The sequence below is a fragment of the Solibacillus sp. FSL W8-0474 genome, assembly GCF_038004065.1.
Classification (GTDB): Bacteria; Bacillota; Bacilli; order Bacillales_A; family Planococcaceae; genus Solibacillus; species Solibacillus faecavium.
This window is the reverse complement of sequence record NZ_JBBOQJ010000001.1, coordinates 1,424,276-1,445,038: the sequence shown is the minus strand read 5'-3', so window position 1 is coordinate 1,445,038 and position 20,763 is coordinate 1,424,276. Positions and strand designations below refer to the sequence as shown.

Genomic DNA, 20,763 nt, shown 5'->3' with positions numbered 1-20,763 from the left:
ATAGATGTTTTTTTGCTTCTGCCAGAATTGATTTCCGTTACGGGGACGCTTTCCGGGGGCACGGCCTGAGCCTGTAGTCTCAGGCGTCGGTGCTCCTGCGGTTACTCGTCGCAAAATAAATTTTGCTGTTCCCCCAGGAGTCGCCCCTTCACTCCAATCAATTCATATAATATCAATTTCTTAATAAGACTATTTTCCTATTACAAAGAAATTTCTACTTATGTCCCAGCCTCTTACTATTTTAATTAACGTACGACCAGTACATCACAATTAGCATTGCGAACAACACTTTCTGAAACGGAACCTAGTAAGAAACGTTCTGCACGGTTAAGTCCCGTTGCCCCAACAATGATTAAATCTGCTGTAGTTAAACTTGTTAACACATTTTTAGGAGAGCCTTCTTCGACTACAATCTGAACGTTTGCCACGCCGGATTGTTCTGCTTGAGTTTTAAATTCATTTAAATGATCAATTGCTTTATCCTTTAGAGCCTTTGCATATTTCAAATCATAGGCCTCTACCGATCCGAAAGAATGTGTATCAATAACACATATTAAATTTAACGTAGCATCTGTCAACTTTGCAATGCGTATTCCGCGCTCAAAGGCGATTTGTGCCTTTTCCGAAAAATCTACAGCAACAACTACATTTTTATACGTTTCAACCATTTTGATCACTCCTTTTTCTTAAAGATAGTATAACAAATGTTTCCATTACTTTGAAACTAAACCCCTATAAACTAACAGATGTTAGACGTCCTTCTTTTAAATACGAACATTATTTTATTTTCACCATTAAATCATTCGTGTTATAATCAAATAGAATACATATTGGAGGTTTTTAGACGTGGAATTAATGTATAAAGGCAAAACAAAAGATGTTTATAAACTTGAAAATGAACTATATTTATTAAAGTTCAAAGATGATGTAACCGGAGAAAACGGCGTATTCGATCCAGGTGCAAACACGGTCGGTTTAACAATCGATGGCGCCGGTTTAGCTGGACTGAAATTAACATCTTTCTTCTATTCAAAACTAAATGAATTGAATGTACCAACTCATTATGTTGAATCGAATTTTGATGAGGCGACAATGACAGTTAAGCCTGCCACTGTTTTCGGTAAAGGTCTAGAAGTAATTTGCCGCTTTAAAGCAGTAGGATCTTTCTTACGACGCTATGGTGCATATGTAAATGAAGGACAAGAATTAAATGCTTTTGTAGAAGTTACAATTAAGGATGATGAGCGTCTGGACCCTCCTATTTCAGAAGATGCTCTAGCAATGCTGAATATTTTAACACATGAAGAATATGCCGTTTTAAAGGAGCGTACAATTGAGATTTCAAAATTCGTCGCTTCAGAATTAGAGAAAAAAGGGTTAACACTTTATGATATTAAGCTAGAATTCGGCCGCGATTCAAAGACTGGCGAAATTTTATTGATTGATGAGATTTCAGGTGGAAATATGCGTGCCTATAAAGGTGATGCATACATCGAGCCTTTAGAGTTAGAGCGTATTATGTTAGCTGAATAATTTCATTCTAGGTACAAATCGTTATTCGATTTGTACCTTTTGTTATGTTCCTCTTCCTTTTTTTTGTTTAAAATGATACACTTACTTTCGTACTTCGACGCGTTGAAGTACGAAACTATGTAGCGAGGTATTTCATCATGAATTCAAAGCAACATGTAAAACCGCATTTACTGGAAGCTCTTATTCTTATCATTTTCATAATTGCACTAATATCTTATTCCATTATGAAGCTTGACAGTGTGCCACATATACCGATTTTAATATCGATTGTTGTACTTTTTGGTTATGGTGCGATAAAAAAGGTACCTTACCGTACGATGGAACATAGTATGATTACATCTGTTTCAACAAGTATCAGCGCGATTTATATCTTTCTATTAATCGGCGTTTTAATTAGTAGCTGGCTAATAAGTGGAACGATTCCTACATTGTTATATTTAGGTATTTCAATAATTTCTGCTAGCTTTTTTTATGCGGTCGTCTTTATTATTACGAGTATTATCGGTACAGCAATTGGCAGTTCCCTTACGACAGTTGCAACGGTAGGAGTAGCGATGCTGGGGGTAGCTAGTTCGATCGATGCTTCAATTGCTCTTACAGCAGGTGCCATTGTTTCAGGAGCCTTTTTTGGAGATAAAATGTCACCCCTGTCCGACACTACCAACTTAGCAGCAACCGTCGCGGGTATTGATTTATTTACACATATTAAAAATATGATGTATACAACAATACCAGCTTTCATCATTTCACTTATTATTTACGCGGTGCTGTCACCAAGTAGTCAGCATATGGATACGACTCTAATTACAAGTTATAAAGAAACCCTAATTGCGACAAATTTAATTCATTGGTACTCCGTGCTGCCGTTAGTTATTTTAATTGTTTGTACATTCTTCAAAATACCGAGCCTTGCAACATTAGCCATTAGTGCCATTTCCGGAATTGTTTTATCTTATTTTCACAGCACGATTCCGCTTAATGAGCTCTTTGCAATTTTATACAACGGCTATTCAATGGAAACAGGTATAGTGGCAATTGATTCCTTATTATCCCGCGGTGGTATGAATAGTATGCTGTTTACAATTATTTTAATCGTGCTTTCACTTTCAATGGGTGGTTTGCTGTTTGCACTCGGTATAATTCAAACATTGCTTGAAGCATTGCAAAATCAGTTGAAATCAATTGGTTCCGTTATTAGCGGAGCAGCTTTCACCGCTATTGGGATTAACTTCACGATTGGCGAACAGTATTTATCTATCCTATTAACTGGAGAGGCTTTCAAAGAGAAATTCAAATCGCTTAACTTACATCCAAAAAACTTGGCCCGCACAATTGAAGATGCAGGTACAGTGATCAATCCGCTCGTTCCATGGAGTGTCTGTGGTCTATTTATTGCAACTACTCTAAATGTATCTGTACTGGACTATGTACCGTTTGCGTTTTTCTGTTTACTCACCCCGGTGTTGACGATTTTGTTTGGGTGGTTGAACATTACGATTACAAAGGCGAGCTAATTTTAAATACTGCTTTTTCGTTTAAATGTTGAATTATATTTCGAAAAATATGTTATTTATTTTAGCCCTTATTCAAAAATCACAAAAATTATCCATTTAAGAAACCTACTACCTAATAAAACTGTAAATTACCTATTTTCTATGTAGTATGAAATTCGCCTCCTAGTACATTCTAATGTCACAAGGAGGTGAGCACTCATGTCAAACAACAATAGTTCTTCAAACAAATTACGTGTACCTGGTGCACAACAAGCGCTTGACCAAATGAAATACGAAATTGCACAAGAGTTTGGTGTACAATTAGGAGCAGAAGCATCATCTCGTGCAAATGGATCTGTAGGCGGAGAGATTACGAAACGCCTAGTTCAGATGGCTGAGCAACAATTAAAATCAAAATAATAAAAAATGGAAACGTTACAGTAACATGTAGCGTTTCTTTTTATTTTGCGCTTCTTTATATCCTTTGATTCGGGGTTAAAATATACGTGCAAACTTTTAAGATCCAGAATTTCAATTATGTTGTACCTATATTATAAAATTTCACCATTTTGAAAATGGCTACCTAATTAAACTGTAAATTACCTTTTTTCATTGTGGTATGAAACTTGCTTCCTTGTACAATCTAATGTCATAAGGAGGCGAGTTACAGATGGCAAACAACAACAGTTCAAACAAATTGCGAGTACCTGGTGCACAACAAGCGGTTGACCAAATGAAATACGAAATTGCACAAGAATTTGGTGTGCAATTAGGATCTGAGGCAGCATCTCGTGCAAACGGATCTGTAGGCGGAGAGATTACGAAACGCCTAGTTCAGATGGCTGAGCAACAATTACGCGGAAAATCAAACCAATAATAAATAAAAAGGAAGCGTTACAGTTAAAAGTAGCGTTTCCTTTTTAATGTGTTATTTTTTTGAACAAAGTTATGTCATTAATATCGTTTGATTCGATGATTTAATGCAATTAAAGTTTATAATAAACCAAAAGTAAAAATCAGGTGACCTATTTAGTATGGACCTTTCATAAAATTAACTCTATGATTCAATTTCATAAATTAATTTGTGAAAACTACCGTTTATAAAATTAGGTAGCTGCTTGTAACTTGCTTAACTGCACGTTGATGCAATTGACTGCTAACATTATAAATAAACGTCACGAGACTGAAATGCCATTTTGCCTTACCTGTACGATGACGGACGTTTTTAACTGGAAGTGAAGTATTTTTTAAAATAGGATGTACAGATTAAACCCTTTTATACTTTCCGTAGAAGCTATTGATTAAATCTTTGTAATAACTGACATATATTTACCTTAAATTATTCTCACTAATTGAATATCCAGCAAGTTTAGATAAACGTTTCGCTAAATCAATAATTTCCTTTTTTGCATCTTCAGATTTATCTTTCCAACTATCGGTAGGCATTGAAAAACTTACACCTGCAATAATTTTATTTTCATGATTATAAATTGGTGCTGCAACACAATGAAACCCAATAGCAGATTCTTCATTTTCAACTACATAGCCCTTTTGTTTAGCAACTTCAATCTTGGAAACTAAATCTTCAACACTAGACGTAGTAAATTTTGTTTTCATTTGCCAATCTGTATCTTTAAAAATCTGGTTTATATAATCTTTTTCCCACTCTAACATTTGTACTTTGCCGATTGCCGTCGCATATGCTGGGAAACGCATACCAGGGTCTGTTACTAAACGAACATTATTTGAAGAATTTACTTTACCTAGATATACAACATCTTTTTCATCTAGTGTGCCTAATTGAATTGTTTCATTAATTTTCGAAACAGATTTTTCTGCTTCTTTATGAAAATTCTGTACTAAATTAAATTGACTTAAATAAGCAAAGCTAAATCTACCTAGTGAAGGACCTAACTTATAGGTGTCACTTTCTGACTTTATAATCCACCCCAAAACTTCAAGTGTATTTAACAATGAAAAAAGTGAGCTTTTGTTTATATAAAGTTTTTTTGAAATGTCAATCAGTTTTAATTTATTTGGATGCTTACTGATTTCCAACAATACATTGTTTGCTCTTTCAACGGCGGGTACCCAATATTTCTTCTCTATAAGACTTCACCTTACTTTAAAATAGATTTAGTTTTATATACAAAATAAATTTTTATATTAAAAACCTCTTTAAAAATCGTATCATCAGAAACGAACAAATACAATATTATCGTATAAAAAGTTTATTTTAATCTCTATATTTCGTCTTTCTTGTAAGGTAAGCGTAAATTCAAAGGGAATATAGAAATAACGTGAAAGGCCCTAATCGAATGGAACATCAACAAAAGCATCGCTAGCCAACATAAAGGAACACTACAACGAATATATCCATACGCTTTATACGGAAATTGTTAAATTACTTAAAGCTAATGGTGAAAATCGTGAAAAGTATTAAGATGAATTGAAGGGTTATAGATGCTTAAGGAGAAATAAAAAATGCGTACCCGATGAATTCTACTGGTGCGCATTAGAAATATAGATTTTTTAACTCAACCATCTTATTTTCTCTATTTTAATTTTTTAAAACTTTTTCTTTAATAGTAATGTCTGCGATTTACAAGTAAATTAGATTTGGGATTGGTTCATTTTTCGCAAATGCAATTAACGAATTAATATTTAGTTGCATCATTGCATTTCGGGTGTCAATTGTTGCGCTTCCTATGTGAGGAATTGCAACGAAATTCTCCATTTCAAGGAGAAAATGGCTATTATCAATCGGCTCCATTTCAAATACATCAGACCCGGCAGCCCAAATAATTTCTTCTTTTAGAGCTATATATAAATCATTTTCATTTACAATTCCACCACGAGCAACATTTATTAATACTGCACTAGGCTTCATTAATTTGAGTTGCTCTAATGTAATAAGATTTCTAGTTTCATCAGTAAGTGGCGTTAATACTATAATAAAGTCAGATTGAATTAGAAGAGTTTTTAAGTTACAGTATGTAGCACCATATTTTCTTTCTGCCTCTTCATTTCTTCTACGATTATGATATAAAATATTCATATCAAAGCCGGTTGAACGTTTTGCCACAGTCTGACCAATTTTCCCCATACCAATAATTCCTAAAGTTTTATTTGAAATGTCTACTCCAACACCTTGATATGGTTCCCAACCAGTCCAATAATTCTCCTTGATGTATTTCACATTTTGAGGTATTTTACGAGCTGTAGATAACATTAAAGTAAATGCTAAATCTGCTGTAGCATCATTTAATACTTCCGGTGTATTGGAACCTAAAATACTGAATTTTTTCATTGAATCAATGTCTAAATTATTGTATCCTACACCAAAATTTGCGATTAGTTTTAAATTATTTGCTTTTGAAAGTGTATCGTTAGTGAAGGGATCGCCGCCAACACACCAAACTGCATCAACATCCTTTATTATCTCTTCAATATATTTAATTGGAGCAGGATTAGATTCTTCTCTCCACTGAATTATGTCATAATATGGAATTAATTGTTGAACCATTTGATTAGGCATTTTTCTCGAAATAAATAATTTTTTCATATTAACCACCCAAAATTACGACTTATTTATTTATTTTTTACATATGTTAATAACAATTCTTATTACTTCTAAATTAGTATTACCGTTAATGATATTGAATGGCATTTTATGATACACTTGTCTATGTCTGTTTGTGATTTATATAAATTCCTATTAAAATTACAACAGTACTATTAATACTTCCATTTGTACCAATCAACATACTAGATGTAAAATACCATCAAAATCCTTTCTAATAATCCTCCATAGCTTCCAGTATCGCTAATGGTTTCTTTAATTCCTTTTAAGTTATCATGTCTCCCAAGTAAAACAGAAATTACTTTAATTAGAACCGCTTGTGATGAAAGCATAGGAACATTATAAAAAATATCACTGAAGTAAGGTGAATGCATGAAGTTTCACAGAGGCAGCTTCATAAATTCTAGCTTCTCTATTTCTCAGCAAGAGTTACACCTGATTTCCATACTTCATCTGTTGCAATAACTATCTCTAAAGCCTCTTCTTTAATTAATAACGGTGTTAAAACGTTCTCTTTAATATAAAGTATTTTGCAGTTTTGGATTTTCTTTAAGGTGATATTTAAAATTTACATAGCTGTATAAAAATTTAAATATTCAAGTACACTTTCTATCTAAACCAGTTTAAAGGCACAATTATAATATCTGGAAATATTACTAGCAAGAATAATATTACAATTTCTACAACTAAGAATGGCCAGATACCCTTTACTATTTGTCCCATGCTAATTTTCGCTATTCCAGCACCCACGAATAAAACTGTTCCAACAGGTGGCGTAATTAAACCAATTGAAAGGTTAATAACCATCATAATTCCAAAGTAAACTGGATCAATTCCCACACTTGTAGCAATTGGTAGTAATACTGGTGTGAATATTAAAACTGCTGGAGTCATATCCATTACAGCTCCTATCAATAATAAAAGTACCATCATAAGGAGCATTAAAATCTTAGGATCTGTAGAAATACTCGTTAAAAGGTTTACTAGCTGATTTGGAATCTGGGCAACTGTTATTGCATAACCAGTTACTGTAGCAGCAGCTGCTAAAAATAATACCACCCCTGTAGTTTTTGCTGTGGATATAAATACTTCAGATAAATCTTTAATCTTAATCTCGCGATAAATGAAACTAATTATCATTGCGTATACTGCAGCAAAAACACCTGCCTCTGTAGGTGTAAATACGCCTCCTCTTAGACCAATAATAAGTAAAACTGGTAATAACAAAGCTAAAAACGCTCGTCTGAACGCAACCCATTTTTCTTGAAGTGTAGTTTTACCAAATTGATTTACTGCTTCTTTATTAATAAACTTCCATAGCACTGCTAAAGAAATAGCAATTATTATTCCTGGTGCTATTCCAGCCATGAATAATTGCGAAATCGAAACCCCACCTGCTACACCAAATAAAATCAATGGAATACTTGGAGGTAAAATTGTCCCTAATATTCCTGTAGCTCCTAATAAACCTGTTCCGCGGTTAATATCATATCCTTTGTTTTTCATCATCGGAATTAAAATCGCACCTAATGCTGCAGTGTCTGCCACAGCAGATCCTGATAAACCTGCGAATATTAAGCCTGCAATAATAGTTACATATCCCAATCCACCTTTTATATGACCTACAAATGCCATAGCAAAATCTACGATTCTCTTTGAAACCCCACCGACATTCATAATTTCACCTGTTAAGATGAAGAAGGGAATAGCCATTAAGGCATAGTTATTTGCACCTTTTATAAAGTATTCCCCTATGATTTGAACATCTAGTATTCCCATAAAGAACATCATTACAATTCCACTTACTAGCATTGCAAATGCTATAGGAACACCAATAAATAACAATAAGAACAGAGCTATTAAAAATGTTAAAGCCATCATTTTAAATTTCATCCTCCTCTAACTCTGTCTCTCGTAACCATTGAGGAGTATAAGTCCCTTTAAAGAATTGAAGAGATTGTACAATTACAAGAATTACAATAGCAAAAGCACAGACTCCCCCCGCAATATAAAGTAAATTAATTGGTAAACCAGTTGCCGGACCTAAAATACCTGAATTTAAGTTTATTAATAGGATTGTTCCATAGAAGAACATAATCATCGATATACATACAATTAAGTTAGAAAAAATATATAAGATTTTTTGTACAGGTCTTGGTACGTTAAGTATTAAAATATCCACTATAATATGTTCTTTATCTCGATATGCTAAAACTGCACCTAGGAATACAAGCCAAACAAATAGATATCTAGCTAATTCTTCAGACCAAACTATCCCAGAATTGAATAAGTACCGAAGTATTGCATTTCCAAATACTAAAAGAATCAGAAAAACTAAAATAGTTCCAATAATTATTTTCAAAGTTAAATTGATATATTTTGAAATACTTTCCACATTTTCACCTCAATTTTAGGACTTCAGCAAAGGTATACTTTGCCGAAGTTTGGAGAATTATTTATATTTATCTACAAGTTCTAAGAATTCTTGACCCCAATCAGTACTATTAATAATTTTATCGTGAATAGTTTGTACAGATTTAAGCAAATCCGCTTTAAATGATTCCGATGGTACTTGTATTTTAATACCATTCTCTATTAAAAACTGTTTAGTTTCATCAACGGAATTAATTAACATTTCCCATTCATAAGCTGCTGCATCTTTAGCAGCATCTCGGATAATTGTTTGTTGGTCTTCTGGTAAATTATCAATGAATTTTTGATTAATTAGGATAACATTCGGACTAAACATATGATTACTCTCTAAAACATGTGATTGAACCTCATAGAATCCAGATTCCTTCAATGTTGCATATGGATTTTCTTGTCCATCAATTACCTTTTGTTCTAAAGCTGTAAATATCTCAGATAATCCCATCGGTTGCACGCTTACACCAATAGCATTTCCAAATTGAAGGTAAGTATCCATGTTAGGCAAACGTAAACGTAAACCCTTCAAATCATTCATTGACGAAATTTCTTTATTCGACGAAATTACCCGGAACCCATTGGCCGTAATAGCTAACGTTTCAACACCGAATTGTGAAAATGCGTCTGCAAGAAAAGTTCCGACATCTCCATCAAATGCAGCCTGGGCATGTTCATAATCTTCAAAAATAAATGGTAATTCCATTGCCCCTATTTTTGGCTCAGCATTTTGAAGCCCCATTCCAGAAATAGACATTTCAATTGTTCCGTTACGAACACCATTTGTATACTGTTCTTCATCTCCTAATTGAGCCGATGGATAAATTTCAACATCAATTGCGCCATTTGTTTTTTCTTCTACCACTTTCTCAAATTTCTCCTTTAAAGCAATATGTTGCGGATGTGTTTCAGAATAATAATGTGCTACTTTTAATTTAATTTTATCAGATCCCGTTGTCCCCTCTTCAGCAGATGTACTACAGCCAACGAGTATAGTAGCTATAAGTGTAAATAATGCAGCAATTTTTAACTTTCTCATTTATTGTATCCCCCTATCTCATTAGCTTTTTAAGTAGGCTAAAATAGTTTCTGGTAATGGAATTCCTGCTTCAATCCGCTCTTCAGATTTATTATTTTCTGGTTCACCAGGTAATAAAACTTTAGAAAATCCTGTAGCTGGCTGTAAATCATGTATTTCTTTATAAAGTTGATCGATGTTATCTAAGAAATAATTCATAGATCCGAAGAATTTAGGGTCTAATACAATGAAAATAATCCCTAACTCTCTATGTTTAGTTAAGTCTCCATACATAGGTTCAATATGTGGTCCAAATTTAGCTCCAACTAAAATCCCAGATAAAATATCTACCATTAGACTTATACCATATCCTTTAGGTCCTCCAAATGGTAAAAGAGCTGCTACTTCATTTGGATTATCTGTCGGATTACCATCAACATCTACTCCCCAATTAAGAGGTATTTTATTACCGCGTTCTTTCTCAACTAGGATTTTCCCCATAGCAACATTACTTGTAGCCATATCTAAGATAATTGGTGGATTGTTGTTAGCTGGAATACCAAATGCAATTGGATTAGTTCCTAAAAATGCATCTTTTGCGCCAAATGGTGCAACAAAACTGTCAGTATGTTGCATAGCAATACCGATTTTCCCGGCATTCGTAGCAAGTTGCATATAGTAGGAAAGTGCACCACAATGGCTGCTATTAAATGCAACTCCAACCCCAACTCCAGTATTTGAAGCGCTTTCAATTGCTTCTTCAATAGTCCTTTTTGCAATAACATGCCCTAATCCATGATCACCATTAACTTTAGAAACAGAAGGTGATACTTTCTCTACAGTAATTTTTGGATTAACATTAAGTCCTCCTTGTTTAATTCTATTAACATAGTGTTCTGTTCTAATAGCACCATGCGAATGAACACCACGTAAATCAGCATGAACTAGCACTTCACTAACAACTTGTGCTTGTTCTTCAGAAACATTTTGTTCAATCAATTTATTAGCGATTAACTTAAGAAGAACTTCCTTTTTTACAATTACGTCTTGGATTGTTGGTTGATTCATTTACTACTTCCTCCTTTTATTTATCTTTAGGCCAGTGACCTAACCTCTGTGATATTTTAAGCTGCTCTTTAATACCTAGAATGTAATTCAGGATTTAAATATAGCCTGATATACTTATTTCAACGACCATATTTTTATCTATTCCAAACACCGGTGACCGGACAAGTAAATTCTTCATCAGCCTCCCCACAATTATTCAAGTTAGATAACTTCACGATGTGTATTAATTCCTCTAAACATTTTTGCTACTAAAAACCTTCTTTACTGTTAGTACATGATAATTTGAACTCATCTACCCAAACTTTTGGTTCTCTATAGGAAACCGATTTTTGTAAGGAGAACTAATATCATCTTAAAAATTTAACAACTAAATGTCAAACGCTTTTTTAAGCTAAAAAACGTATTATATAGCTAAAATATGCATTTTCGATATTATTTGTTAGATTGAAATAATTTTTTTATTGTATGACATTAAGAAAATAGGGCTGAATTGATAAATTCCAGAAGAATATATTATATAAATAAAGCTTTATATTCTGAATATTTTTTATTTTCAATAAATATATTGCTAAAAAAAATAAATTAAGTTAATTTTAAGATTATTCAAATTAAAAATTATAGTGAAGTATAAAATATAGAAATCTCCACTAGAAAGTTTAATTATGAGTTATGCCATTGTTATTTCGTAATAATAATTACAAATTTTAAGTAGGGGGGAAATTAATACCGTAGAGAAGGTATATTTTTTAAGACTTTAAAATTATTACTGAAAGGATGAAATCTTAATGCATAGTTATTATCAATTATTTATGCCAACAAAAGTAATATCTAAAATAGGTGCTTCCGAAGAAGTCGGTGAGATCTTACAAGCTCATGAATATAAAACAATTTTATTAATTACTGATAATGGCATACTTAATTCAGGGATTCTAGAAAAAATATATAAATCATTGGATAACCTTAGTATCGAATATAAGACATATAGTGAAGTGGAACCTAATCCTAAAAGCATAAGTATTACTAAGATTTTAAATCTTTATAAGAATTACAAAGTAGACGCAATTTTGGCTATAGGTGGAGGAAGTAGTATCGATACTGCCAAAGCTGTTTCGATAATGTTGAAGAATGCAGGAAGTATTTTAGATTATGAAGGTGTTGAGAAAATCCCTAATGATGGAGTACCGTTAATTGCAATACCAACTACTGCAGGTACTGGAAGCGAAGTTACAGCATCAACTATTATTACTGATGAGAATACTTTATTTAAAGTAGCTATTTTAAGCTCTAAAATATATCCTAAAATAGCAATTTTAGATGCTAAATTAACATTAAATTGTCCTAGACATATTACAAGTTCTACCGGAATGGATGCACTTACCCATGCTATAGAATCATATTTATCTAAACAAAAAAATCCCGTAAGCAATGCAATAGCGTTACGAGCAATAAATTTAATTGAGGAAAATATTAATAAAGCATATTACTATGGCACCGATATAGATAGTCGAGCAAAAATGTTGGAAGCATCTATGTTATCTGGGTATGCATTTTCTCAAACTAGATTAGGTAATGTCCATGCCATTTCTCAAGCTTTCGGGGGATTGTTCGATATTCCGCATGGGGTAGCTAATGCAACATTATTACCATACGTTATGGAGTATAATTTACCTGCAGCTATAGATGAATATGTTGATATTTCTAAGGCGTTAAATGTTTATAATGAAAATCTTACTGCTAAAGAAAATGCTACAAATGTTGTTAAAAAGATATTTAAAATGAATGAAGAATTAGAAATACCTCTGTATACTAAAGAGCTTGGTGTAAATTTAGAACATATAGACCAAATTATTAGAGATTCAATGAGAAGTGGAAATATATTGGTGAATCCAAGATTGACCACATCTAAAGACATCGAGTATTTAGTACGATCTTCCTATGACGGTGTGAAGAAAAACCTATTATAATTAGCAAGCAAATCTTAATAATAGAAAAATAAAATTAGAAAGTGGTAAAGATATGAAACTAATAAGTTATTCCTTTCAGTGTGAGTTATATGTTGGAATTATAATTAAAGAAAAAATATATAGTATTTCTAGTCTTTTAAAAAAAATTGAAGGCTATAATAACTTTAATATTGATAATTTTTATGATGATGTTTATGGGAATTTAAATAAGTTTAAAAAATACATTGAAAATAAAGAAATTTATAATTACTCAGTTAATAGAGACGAAATTGAGATGATGCCACCCACCGCTTCTAGCGCTAAGATTATTTGTGTAGGTTTAAATTATCGTAAACATGCACTTGAAAGTGGAATGGATCTTCCCACAGAACCTTTGCTATTCTCAAAGTTTAATAATTCTTTAATCGGAAATGCTAGTACTTTAAAAATTCCAATAGAAACTAAGAAATTAGATTATGAAGCAGAATTAGCAATTATTATGGGTAAAAGGGCTAAAAATGTTTCTCCCCATGAAGCTTTAAACTATATAGCTGGTTATTCAAATAGCAATGACTTATCTGCTAGAGACCTTCAATTCAAATCTTCGCAATGGCTAATTGGTAAATCTATGGATGGTTTTTTACCATTAGGTCCATATTTAGTAACAAATGAAGAAATAGTAGACCCCAATAATTTAAATATTACTACTTCTGTAAATAAAGAAATTCGCCAATCATCTAACACTTCTGATATGATTTTTAAATGTGATGAAATTATAAGTTATATTTCAAAATATATTACTCTATTGCCAGGAGATGTTATTATTACCGGTACTCCAGAAGGTGTTGTACATGGTGTAAATCAAGATAAAGGATATTTAAAAAAAGGCGATGTAGTTGAAGTAACTATTGGAAATTTAGGTACATTAACAACATATTTATATTAATTACCAGCATTTTTATCTTAACTCATGAATCCTTAAAACAGTAAACAAGTTGCTTGATAATGGAAACTATAAAGTGTGCCGGAGACAATTTTTCCGGTACATTACTATTACGTCATTACCTAACAATCCATTTCCCCACAAATTTCTTCCTTTTGCTATTGAGATTGGGGCAAGGAAATGGAATTTTAAAGCGGTAAATAATTAAGTTATCACCGTGAATTACCACCCTTGTTAAACACACACCTAACAAGGAGGGCAATTTAAATTTTAATAAAGACCATTCTTCATTCTATAATTTAGTCTTGCATCTCTAACTCGCTACTTTCCTACACTTTAATCCGGCTAATTTATTTCATCATATCGTTTCTTTAACTTAGACATAGATACGTAATAGATGCACACACTTAAAAGAAGCCCACCTATGAACCAAATTATCATATTAAACCATGAGAACGACAATCCTTCTCCCCGGATAAACGGTAATATGTATTCCATCAGAACGATCATCCAAAACCCCCATTGAATCCCCACTATAATAGAAGAACGTCTTAACTTCGCTTTTTTAATATTATATTCTTCAGAAGTCGCGCAATTTGATATATCTAATTGCTTTTTATTTAAACGAAACGCTATGTACGCTGAATAGCCAATATTTAAAAAAACAAGAATTGGCTTAATTAAAGACATTTCTTTTTTGTACGTATCGATAATTAAACTAATAACCATTAAAAGCATCGACATGTAATAAAATAATGCCTGAAAATGCAATCTCTTTATAAATCTCCTGCTTTTGATATTCATCCCGCTCATCATATGCACCAATAAATTTGTTTATTATGTTTTCTTTAAATCTCTTCACTCTCCCAAATCAAATCCTTTTTTAGAAATAAAACAACCATTATAATAAATTATATTTAAGATAATAATGCAAAATACACCAATTAATAATAAAAGTATTTACCATTTCACTTCCGCAAAAAAGCACAAACCAGGACCCCGGTTTGCACTAATAAAGTAAATATATTCTTTATGACTAACTTGAAGAACTACCCTCTGACCTGCTATAAATTTCATAGGCAGAATAGCCAATTAACATCCCCGCGCCACCGCCTATACTAACTGTATTTAACATAGACGCTGGGGAAAATAAACTGATTATCCCCCCGATAAAGATACCTAAAAATGTTCCCCAAGGTATTAAACTATCTAATAAAAATTGAGCACCTTGTGTTTTTTTCTTTCCTAGCTGATTCTTTTTATGTTTATTTTTGAGTCTTAAAATGACAAATATACTTATTGCGCCTACGATAATTAACGGAAATACAATACGCATTATTTCTGCCAAACTTTCCATAGTATTGCCACCCTTCAACTTTTTATATTAGTCTATAGTCAGCACTATCAATTACAACTCGCATTAAGCTATTAAACAGTTTTTGCTGGGCAGGGTTTTGCCAATCCTCTTCATATTCAGCCATTAACCACATGACTTCATCAAGAAAAATATGCTGCTTCGCCTTATCCCAGTATTGATTTTCCTGATCGGTTAAAGCATTGTATTCTTTATATCCCGATAAAAACAGTTTCCATTCATCTACTGTAAAAACCCTGTCCGGAGCATTTTCATGTTCATTATGAAAGAGCAGTAAGACAAGTGCCAGATCAAAGATTCTTGGTATCCACGTCGCATTATCCGGATCTATCAAGTATGGTTCAGGGATGAAAACAAGATTATTTGCTTTAAAATCGTGAGGAGTAGCAACATGTGGTAAACCTGCTCCGTTAAGTTCCTCCTGAGCTGCAACACTTTCCATTAATTTCATTTTTAATGATGGATCAATTTTAATTCCAGCCTTGTGAGCATGCTGAATAATGGCTTCCATACTCTCTTCTACTTCCTGTTTGTTAAAATCGTAAACATCATAGTTAAGAAGATCGTAAGCATTTATATTCGGAGAAAGACTATGTATGTGACCTAACATCTTTCCGGCTTCATAGATTACATTTTCTTGACCAGAGTATTTCGAGCCTTCTATAAATGGATAAACAACAAAATTCGTCCCCTCAAAATTTTGTGGATTATCTACATGAAGCTTAACTGGTGTTACAACATTTACCCCTTTACTCTTCAACATATTCGTATAAGACATCACATTCTCTGCTCTTTTTTGTGTACGTTTTACCACAACATCCTTATCGCCGTATTTCACCCGGTAGACGGGTGAATACGGGTAAATACTTACAGGCTCTTCTTTAGTTTCAAATCCAAATATCGCTAAAATTTCTTTTCCATTTGTCATTTATTTAATCACCTTTCACAGAGGTAGGGGTATACCTATTTCAATTCCTAAAAACTCTTTCAACTCAGGCATTTGTTTTAATGCCTGTTCATAACCGACTTCATAATTGGCTTTCATTTGATCAACTTTACTTTCAAAGCTCTTTATTGCACGGTCAGGCTTGAAAATAAAAGCTTCATTATTTTGCTCTAATTCCCCAATATACTGCATCGTAGCATTGTACATTGAAGCACGCTGATTCATTGCTGCGGCTAGTCTAGGGTAGCGCTTTTGAAAGAGCTTAGTTGCCCATTTGTTTGTTTTTGACGGTTGTTTAATATAGCCCGGTTCTCTTGTCAGGACGAGTAAATGTTTGGAATAGCCTTTTTCAATGGCACGTTTCACTGGAATGGAATCCGATAATCCCCCATCATAATATGGGATATTATCAATTTTAATCTCCGGAAATAACACCGGGATCGCACATGTAGCCTGGAGTATATCACATGTTCTCGTCATCGTATGCGCACTCTTATATTCCACTTTACCTGTATAAGCGTTTGTTAGACCAAATTCTACTTCGCCCGGATAGTTGTAATATGTATCCCAATCAAATATGTCGAGCTGATTTGGTACAATATTGTAGGCAAAGTCTAAACCAAAAAGGCTTTTCTCCTTCAAAAAATTCCGCGCACCCATATAACGAGGATCATTACGATACGTTGTTAATACCCGCATTGTTCGCTCAGGCTGATTTGACATATATGAAACCGCATTTATCGCCCCAGCCGAAATTGCCGCAATATATGGCATCACTATTTGCTGCTCCATTAGGGCATCCAGTACACCAGCTGTAAATACGGTTCTAAATGTGCCCCCTTCTAAAATTAAACTGCAGTCCTTTACTTCATGCATCTACATCACACTCTTTCCGTCATATACACTTCTTCTATTTTATTATACGTTTTAAATCTCAAGCATACTTCCTAAATTTTCAGAAATATGTTATTATTTATTTCGAATATCGTAATATTAGGAGGAAACTAATGTCAATGTTGAAACGTAATGAAGTACCAGTTGAGGAAACGTGGAATTTAAATGATTTATTTTCTTCAGAAGAAGCTTACTTAGAAGCAATTGAAGAAGTGAAACAGCTTGTTGAAATAAGTGCCAAGCAATTGCCAGGTACAATTACAGATGCAAAGGGTGCCATCGCAGCTATAGAAGCGACTGAAAAAATCCAACTTAAATTAGTACCAATCGGAACGTACGCTAGTCTTTCACACAGTGTAGATCAAACAAATACAGAAAATCAAATGCGTTCAGCTCAATTTGGATCATTAGCTGCGAGCATCGCTACAAAACTTTCTTTTGTAAAAAGTGATTTATTGGCATTAGATGAAGCAATTTTAAAAGAAGCTCAACTCTTAAATCCATCATATGAAAACTATATTAATAAACTGCTTATTCAAAAACCGCACCAACTTCATCCTGAAGCGGAAAAAGCATTGGCTGCTTTCGGTGCAACATTTAATGCACCGTATGAACTTTACAATACAACAAAATTAGTAGATATGAATTTCCCTGATTTTGAAGTAGATGGTGAGCAATTCCCTCTTAGCTACAATCTATTTGAAGGTGACTGGGAATTAGAAACAGATACGAAAAAACGCCGAGCAGCATTTGATGCATTCTCTTCAAAACTGCGTGAGTATCAGCATACAACAGCGAAGACGTATAATACACATTTAAAAATCGAAAAAACCGATGCTGATTTGCGTGGTTATGAAACAATTTATGATGCGCTGCTGGAGTCTCAGCAAGTAGACCGTTCTATGTATGACCGTCAAATCGACTTAATTATGAATGAACTAGCACCACATATGCGTCGCTATGCAAAATTACTACAAAAAACGCATGAACTGGATAAAATGACTTTTGCAGATCTTAAAATTTCATTGGATCCTTCATACGAACCTACTATTACTGTAGAAGAATCCCGTCAATATATGAAAGACGGTCTATCCATTATGGGAGAAGACTATATTAAAATGATTGACCGGTCATTCGATGAGCGATGGATTGACTTTGCCCAAAATGCCGGTAAATCAACAGGTGCATTCTGTTCAAGTCCATACGGTGTACACCCATATGTATTAATTTCATGGACTAGCCGTATGAATGAAGTATTTGTCCTTGCTCATGAATTAGGTCATGCTGGTCACTTCTATTTAGCAAATGACGCTCAAAATATTTATAATGCACGCCCATCTTTATACTTTATTGAAGCACCATCTACAATGAATGAAATGCTTATGGCCAACTACCTATTACAAAATTCAACAGATGCCCGCTTTAAACGTTGGGTGATTTCATCCATTATTAGCCGTACGTATTACCATAACTTTGTGACACATTTATTGGAAGCAGCCTACCAACGCAAAGTGTACGATATTATCGATGCTGGCGGAAATGTGAACGCTCCAAAATTAAATGAATTAAAACGCGAAGTACTGGAGCAATTCTGGGGAGATACAGTTGAAATCACAGAAGGTGCTGAGCTTACTTGGATGCGTCAGCCTCACTACTATATGGGCTTATATCCATATACTTATTCAGCTGGTTTAACAATTTCAACACAAGTATCACAACGTATTTTGAATGGTGATGAATCAGCTGTTGGTGAATGGATCGAAGTATTAAAAGCCGGTGGTACGAAAACACCTGTCGAGCTTTCAAAAATGGCTGGTGTCGATATTACGACAGAACAACCATTGCGTGACACAATTGCATTTATCGGAAATTTAGTTACACAACTAGAGCAATTAACAGAAGAACTACAAACAGTTTAAAAAACTTGGATGTGCAGAAATATTTTTGCACATCCTTTTAGTTTTTTAGCTACAGACTTCTTGCAACTTTAAATCGCAATCGATTGCTTGACGACATCTACTTGTTGGAATAAGTCGGAAACTCCAGATTCTATTGCAGCTGACCCAACTGCCTTCGCAACTACCCCTGCAACACGTTCATCCATCGAGCTAGGAATAATAAAGTCTTCATGAAGCTCCTTTTCAGTTACAAGAGAAGCGATTGCCTCAACCGCCGCCAGCTTCATGGCCTCATTAATATCTCTTGCGCGCACATCCAGCGTGCCGCGGAAAATACCCGGAAATGCCAGCATATTATTAATTTGGTTCGCATGGTCGGAGCGCCCTGTCCCAATAATTTTAACACCCCATTTTTTTGCATTCTCTGGGGTAACTTCCGGATCAGGATTCGCCAATGCAAATACGATTGGATCTTTCGCCATTGATTTAATATGAGCTTCATTTAAAATATTTGCTGCTGATACACCAATAAATACATCAGCTCCCACTAAAGCATCATCCAAACTTCCACGCAGTTGATATGGGTTTGTTAAATTAGCAACTTGATCTTTTACCGGATTCATTCCTTCAGGGCGACCTTCGTAAATAATCCCTTTCGTATCACACATAACTACATTCGTGTATCCCATTTGAATTAGTATACGTAAAATGGCAATACCCGCAGCACCTGCTCCATTAATGACAACCTTCATTTGCACAACTTCTTTATTCACAAGCTTTACGGCATTAATCATCCCTGCACCGACAACGATTGCGGTACCATGCTGATCATCATGAAATACTGGAATTGAACATTCTGCACGCAGACGATCTTCAATTTCAAAACAGCGTGGTGCTGAAATATCCTCTAAATTGATCGCCCCATATGTAGGAGAGATTGCTTTCACTACGTTAACAATTTCATCAACATCTTTTGTATTTAAACAAACCGGTACAGCATCAACATTCGCAAATCGCTTTAACAATAAAGCTTTCCCCTCCATTACCGGTAAAGCTGCTTCCGGACCAATATCCCCTAAACCGAGCACAGCAGTACCATCTGTAATGACTGCTACTAAATTTCCTTTCATCGTATAGTCATATACAGTGGAAGGATTTTGTTCAATTGCTAAACAAGGTGCTGCTACCCCAGGTGAATACGCCAAACTTAAATCATATTTATCCTGAACCGGTACTTTTGCACGAATTTCCATCTTCCCCCCATAGTTTTCATGCATCTCTAACGACTTCTTCATTAAATCCATTTTTACCAACCCTTTCTAATTTTAGGAATTTTCTTTATATTTACGTATGTTATTCCTTTTGAATTCTTTTGTCAACGATAATATTTATTTTTGTTTGAAAATTCAAATAATTATTCACAAACGTTGATATATCAACAATTTAAGAGGTATAATCCGAATAATTGATATTGTGAATTCATACACAATCTATTATATAAATAAAATTAATGTAAGGGCTGTCATTTTGAAAACAGTGCTTTATCAGGCTAAAGTATGTGATAGATTGCACGAAGTATTTTCTAATGCTTAATATGAAACTTTTCACAAACTTACATAAAAAAAATGTCACAAAGCTTTTCACC

20 protein-coding genes are annotated in these 20,763 nt (G+C 33.8%); 7 read left to right on the top strand and 13 right to left on the bottom strand.

Going from position 1 to position 20,763, the window contains the following annotated elements; genetic code table 11:
* Positions 1 to 245 precede the first annotated feature (245 nt).
* Positions 246 to 668, bottom strand: coding sequence for a universal stress protein (locus tag NYE67_RS07065; RefSeq protein ID WP_340727524.1), 423 nt, complete (start codon positions 666 to 668; stop codon positions 246 to 248).
* Positions 669 to 846: 178 nt separating this feature from the next.
* Here NYE67_RS07065 and NYE67_RS07060 point away from each other — a divergent pair, with 178 nt between their 5' ends.
* The 4 genes from NYE67_RS07060 to NYE67_RS07045 all read left to right on the top strand — a co-directional run bounded on the left by NYE67_RS07060 (position 847) and on the right by NYE67_RS07045 (position 3,903).
* Entirely contained in the window at positions 847 to 1,533 is a 687-nt protein-coding gene (locus NYE67_RS07060) for a phosphoribosylaminoimidazolesuccinocarboxamide synthase (protein WP_340727523.1), read from the top strand.
* Positions 1,534 to 1,670: 137 nt separating this feature from the next.
* Positions 1,671 to 3,047, top strand: a complete 1,377-nt coding sequence (nhaC, locus tag NYE67_RS07055; protein ID WP_340727522.1) for a Na+/H+ antiporter NhaC — start codon at positions 1,671 to 1,673, stop codon at positions 3,045 to 3,047.
* Positions 3,048 to 3,245: 198 nt separating this feature from the next.
* The gene (locus NYE67_RS07050; protein WP_191702937.1) at positions 3,246 to 3,446 is read left to right on the top strand and encodes an alpha/beta-type small acid-soluble spore protein; all 201 of its coding nucleotides are present in this window, start codon (positions 3,246 to 3,248) and stop codon (positions 3,444 to 3,446) included.
* A 250-nt stretch (positions 3,447 to 3,696) separates the two neighbouring features.
* On the top strand, positions 3,697 to 3,903 hold the full coding sequence (locus NYE67_RS07045; RefSeq protein ID WP_340727521.1) for an alpha/beta-type small acid-soluble spore protein: 207 nt from the start codon (positions 3,697 to 3,699) through the stop codon (positions 3,901 to 3,903).
* 452 nt (positions 3,904 to 4,355) lie between these two features.
* On the opposite strand, the gene NYE67_RS07040 is transcribed toward NYE67_RS07045, so the two are convergent.
* The 6 genes from NYE67_RS07040 to allD form a co-directional block, all read right to left on the bottom strand.
* Positions 4,356 to 5,135 (bottom strand): IclR family transcriptional regulator, encoded by a 780-nt coding sequence (locus tag NYE67_RS07040; RefSeq protein ID WP_340730887.1) that lies wholly within the window; start codon positions 5,133 to 5,135, stop codon positions 4,356 to 4,358.
* Positions 5,136 to 5,628: 493 nt separating this feature from the next.
* The gene (locus NYE67_RS07035) at positions 5,629 to 6,591 is read right to left on the bottom strand and encodes a 2-hydroxyacid dehydrogenase (RefSeq protein ID WP_340729575.1); all 963 of its coding nucleotides are present in this window, start codon (positions 6,589 to 6,591) and stop codon (positions 5,629 to 5,631) included.
* Positions 6,592 to 7,218: 627 nt separating this feature from the next.
* Positions 7,219 to 8,490 (bottom strand): TRAP transporter large permease, encoded by a 1,272-nt coding sequence (locus NYE67_RS07030; RefSeq protein WP_340730886.1) that lies wholly within the window; start codon positions 8,488 to 8,490, stop codon positions 7,219 to 7,221.
* A gap of 1 nt (position 8,491) precedes the next feature.
* Complete coding sequence (locus tag NYE67_RS07025) at positions 8,492 to 9,004, bottom strand: TRAP transporter small permease (protein ID WP_340729574.1); 513 nt, start codon at positions 9,002 to 9,004, stop codon at positions 8,492 to 8,494.
* 57 nt (positions 9,005 to 9,061) lie between these two features.
* Positions 9,062 to 10,072, bottom strand: a complete 1,011-nt coding sequence (locus NYE67_RS07020) for a TRAP transporter substrate-binding protein (protein ID WP_340729573.1) — start codon at positions 10,070 to 10,072, stop codon at positions 9,062 to 9,064.
* A gap of 21 nt (positions 10,073 to 10,093) precedes the next feature.
* Positions 10,094 to 11,119 (bottom strand): ureidoglycolate dehydrogenase, encoded by a 1,026-nt coding sequence (gene allD / locus NYE67_RS07015; protein ID WP_340729572.1) that lies wholly within the window; start codon positions 11,117 to 11,119, stop codon positions 10,094 to 10,096.
* A 785-nt stretch (positions 11,120 to 11,904) separates the two neighbouring features.
* Between allD and NYE67_RS07010 the strand changes: the two genes are divergently transcribed.
* The gene (locus NYE67_RS07010; protein WP_340729571.1) at positions 11,905 to 13,083 is read left to right on the top strand and encodes an iron-containing alcohol dehydrogenase; all 1,179 of its coding nucleotides are present in this window, start codon (positions 11,905 to 11,907) and stop codon (positions 13,081 to 13,083) included.
* A 52-nt stretch (positions 13,084 to 13,135) separates the two neighbouring features.
* Positions 13,136 to 14,008, top strand: coding sequence for a fumarylacetoacetate hydrolase family protein (locus NYE67_RS07005; protein ID WP_340729570.1), 873 nt, complete (start codon positions 13,136 to 13,138; stop codon positions 14,006 to 14,008).
* A gap of 342 nt (positions 14,009 to 14,350) precedes the next feature.
* Here NYE67_RS07005 and NYE67_RS07000 read toward each other — a convergent pair whose 3' ends face one another.
* The 5 genes from NYE67_RS07000 to NYE67_RS06980 all read right to left on the bottom strand — a co-directional run bounded on the left by NYE67_RS07000 (position 14,351) and on the right by NYE67_RS06980 (position 17,202).
* Positions 14,351 to 14,749, bottom strand: a complete 399-nt coding sequence (locus tag NYE67_RS07000) for a hypothetical protein (RefSeq protein WP_340729569.1) — start codon at positions 14,747 to 14,749, stop codon at positions 14,351 to 14,353.
* Positions 14,724 to 14,867, bottom strand: coding sequence for a hypothetical protein (locus NYE67_RS06995; protein ID WP_340729568.1), 144 nt, complete (start codon positions 14,865 to 14,867; stop codon positions 14,724 to 14,726). Before NYE67_RS06995 ends, NYE67_RS07000 begins: the two co-directional genes overlap by 26 nt.
* Before the next feature lie 174 nt (positions 14,868 to 15,041).
* Entirely contained in the window at positions 15,042 to 15,362 is a 321-nt protein-coding gene (locus tag NYE67_RS06990; RefSeq protein ID WP_340729567.1) for a hypothetical protein, read from the bottom strand.
* Positions 15,363 to 15,384: 22 nt separating this feature from the next.
* Complete coding sequence (locus NYE67_RS06985) at positions 15,385 to 16,308, bottom strand: phosphotransferase (RefSeq protein ID WP_340727509.1); 924 nt, start codon at positions 16,306 to 16,308, stop codon at positions 15,385 to 15,387.
* 15 nt (positions 16,309 to 16,323) lie between these two features.
* A complete protein-coding gene (locus tag NYE67_RS06980; protein ID WP_340727508.1) occupies positions 16,324 to 17,202 on the bottom strand; it encodes a patatin-like phospholipase family protein in 879 nt (292 codons plus the stop codon).
* A 131-nt stretch (positions 17,203 to 17,333) separates the two neighbouring features.
* Here NYE67_RS06980 and pepF point away from each other — a divergent pair, with 131 nt between their 5' ends.
* Positions 17,334 to 19,139, top strand: coding sequence for an oligoendopeptidase F (gene pepF, locus NYE67_RS06975; protein WP_340729566.1), 1,806 nt, complete (start codon positions 17,334 to 17,336; stop codon positions 19,137 to 19,139).
* Positions 19,140 to 19,207: 68 nt separating this feature from the next.
* On the opposite strand, the gene NYE67_RS06970 is transcribed toward pepF, so the two are convergent.
* Positions 19,208 to 20,422, bottom strand: coding sequence for an NAD(P)-dependent malic enzyme (locus NYE67_RS06970; protein WP_340729565.1), 1,215 nt, complete (start codon positions 20,420 to 20,422; stop codon positions 19,208 to 19,210).
* Positions 20,423 to 20,763 lie beyond the last annotated feature (341 nt).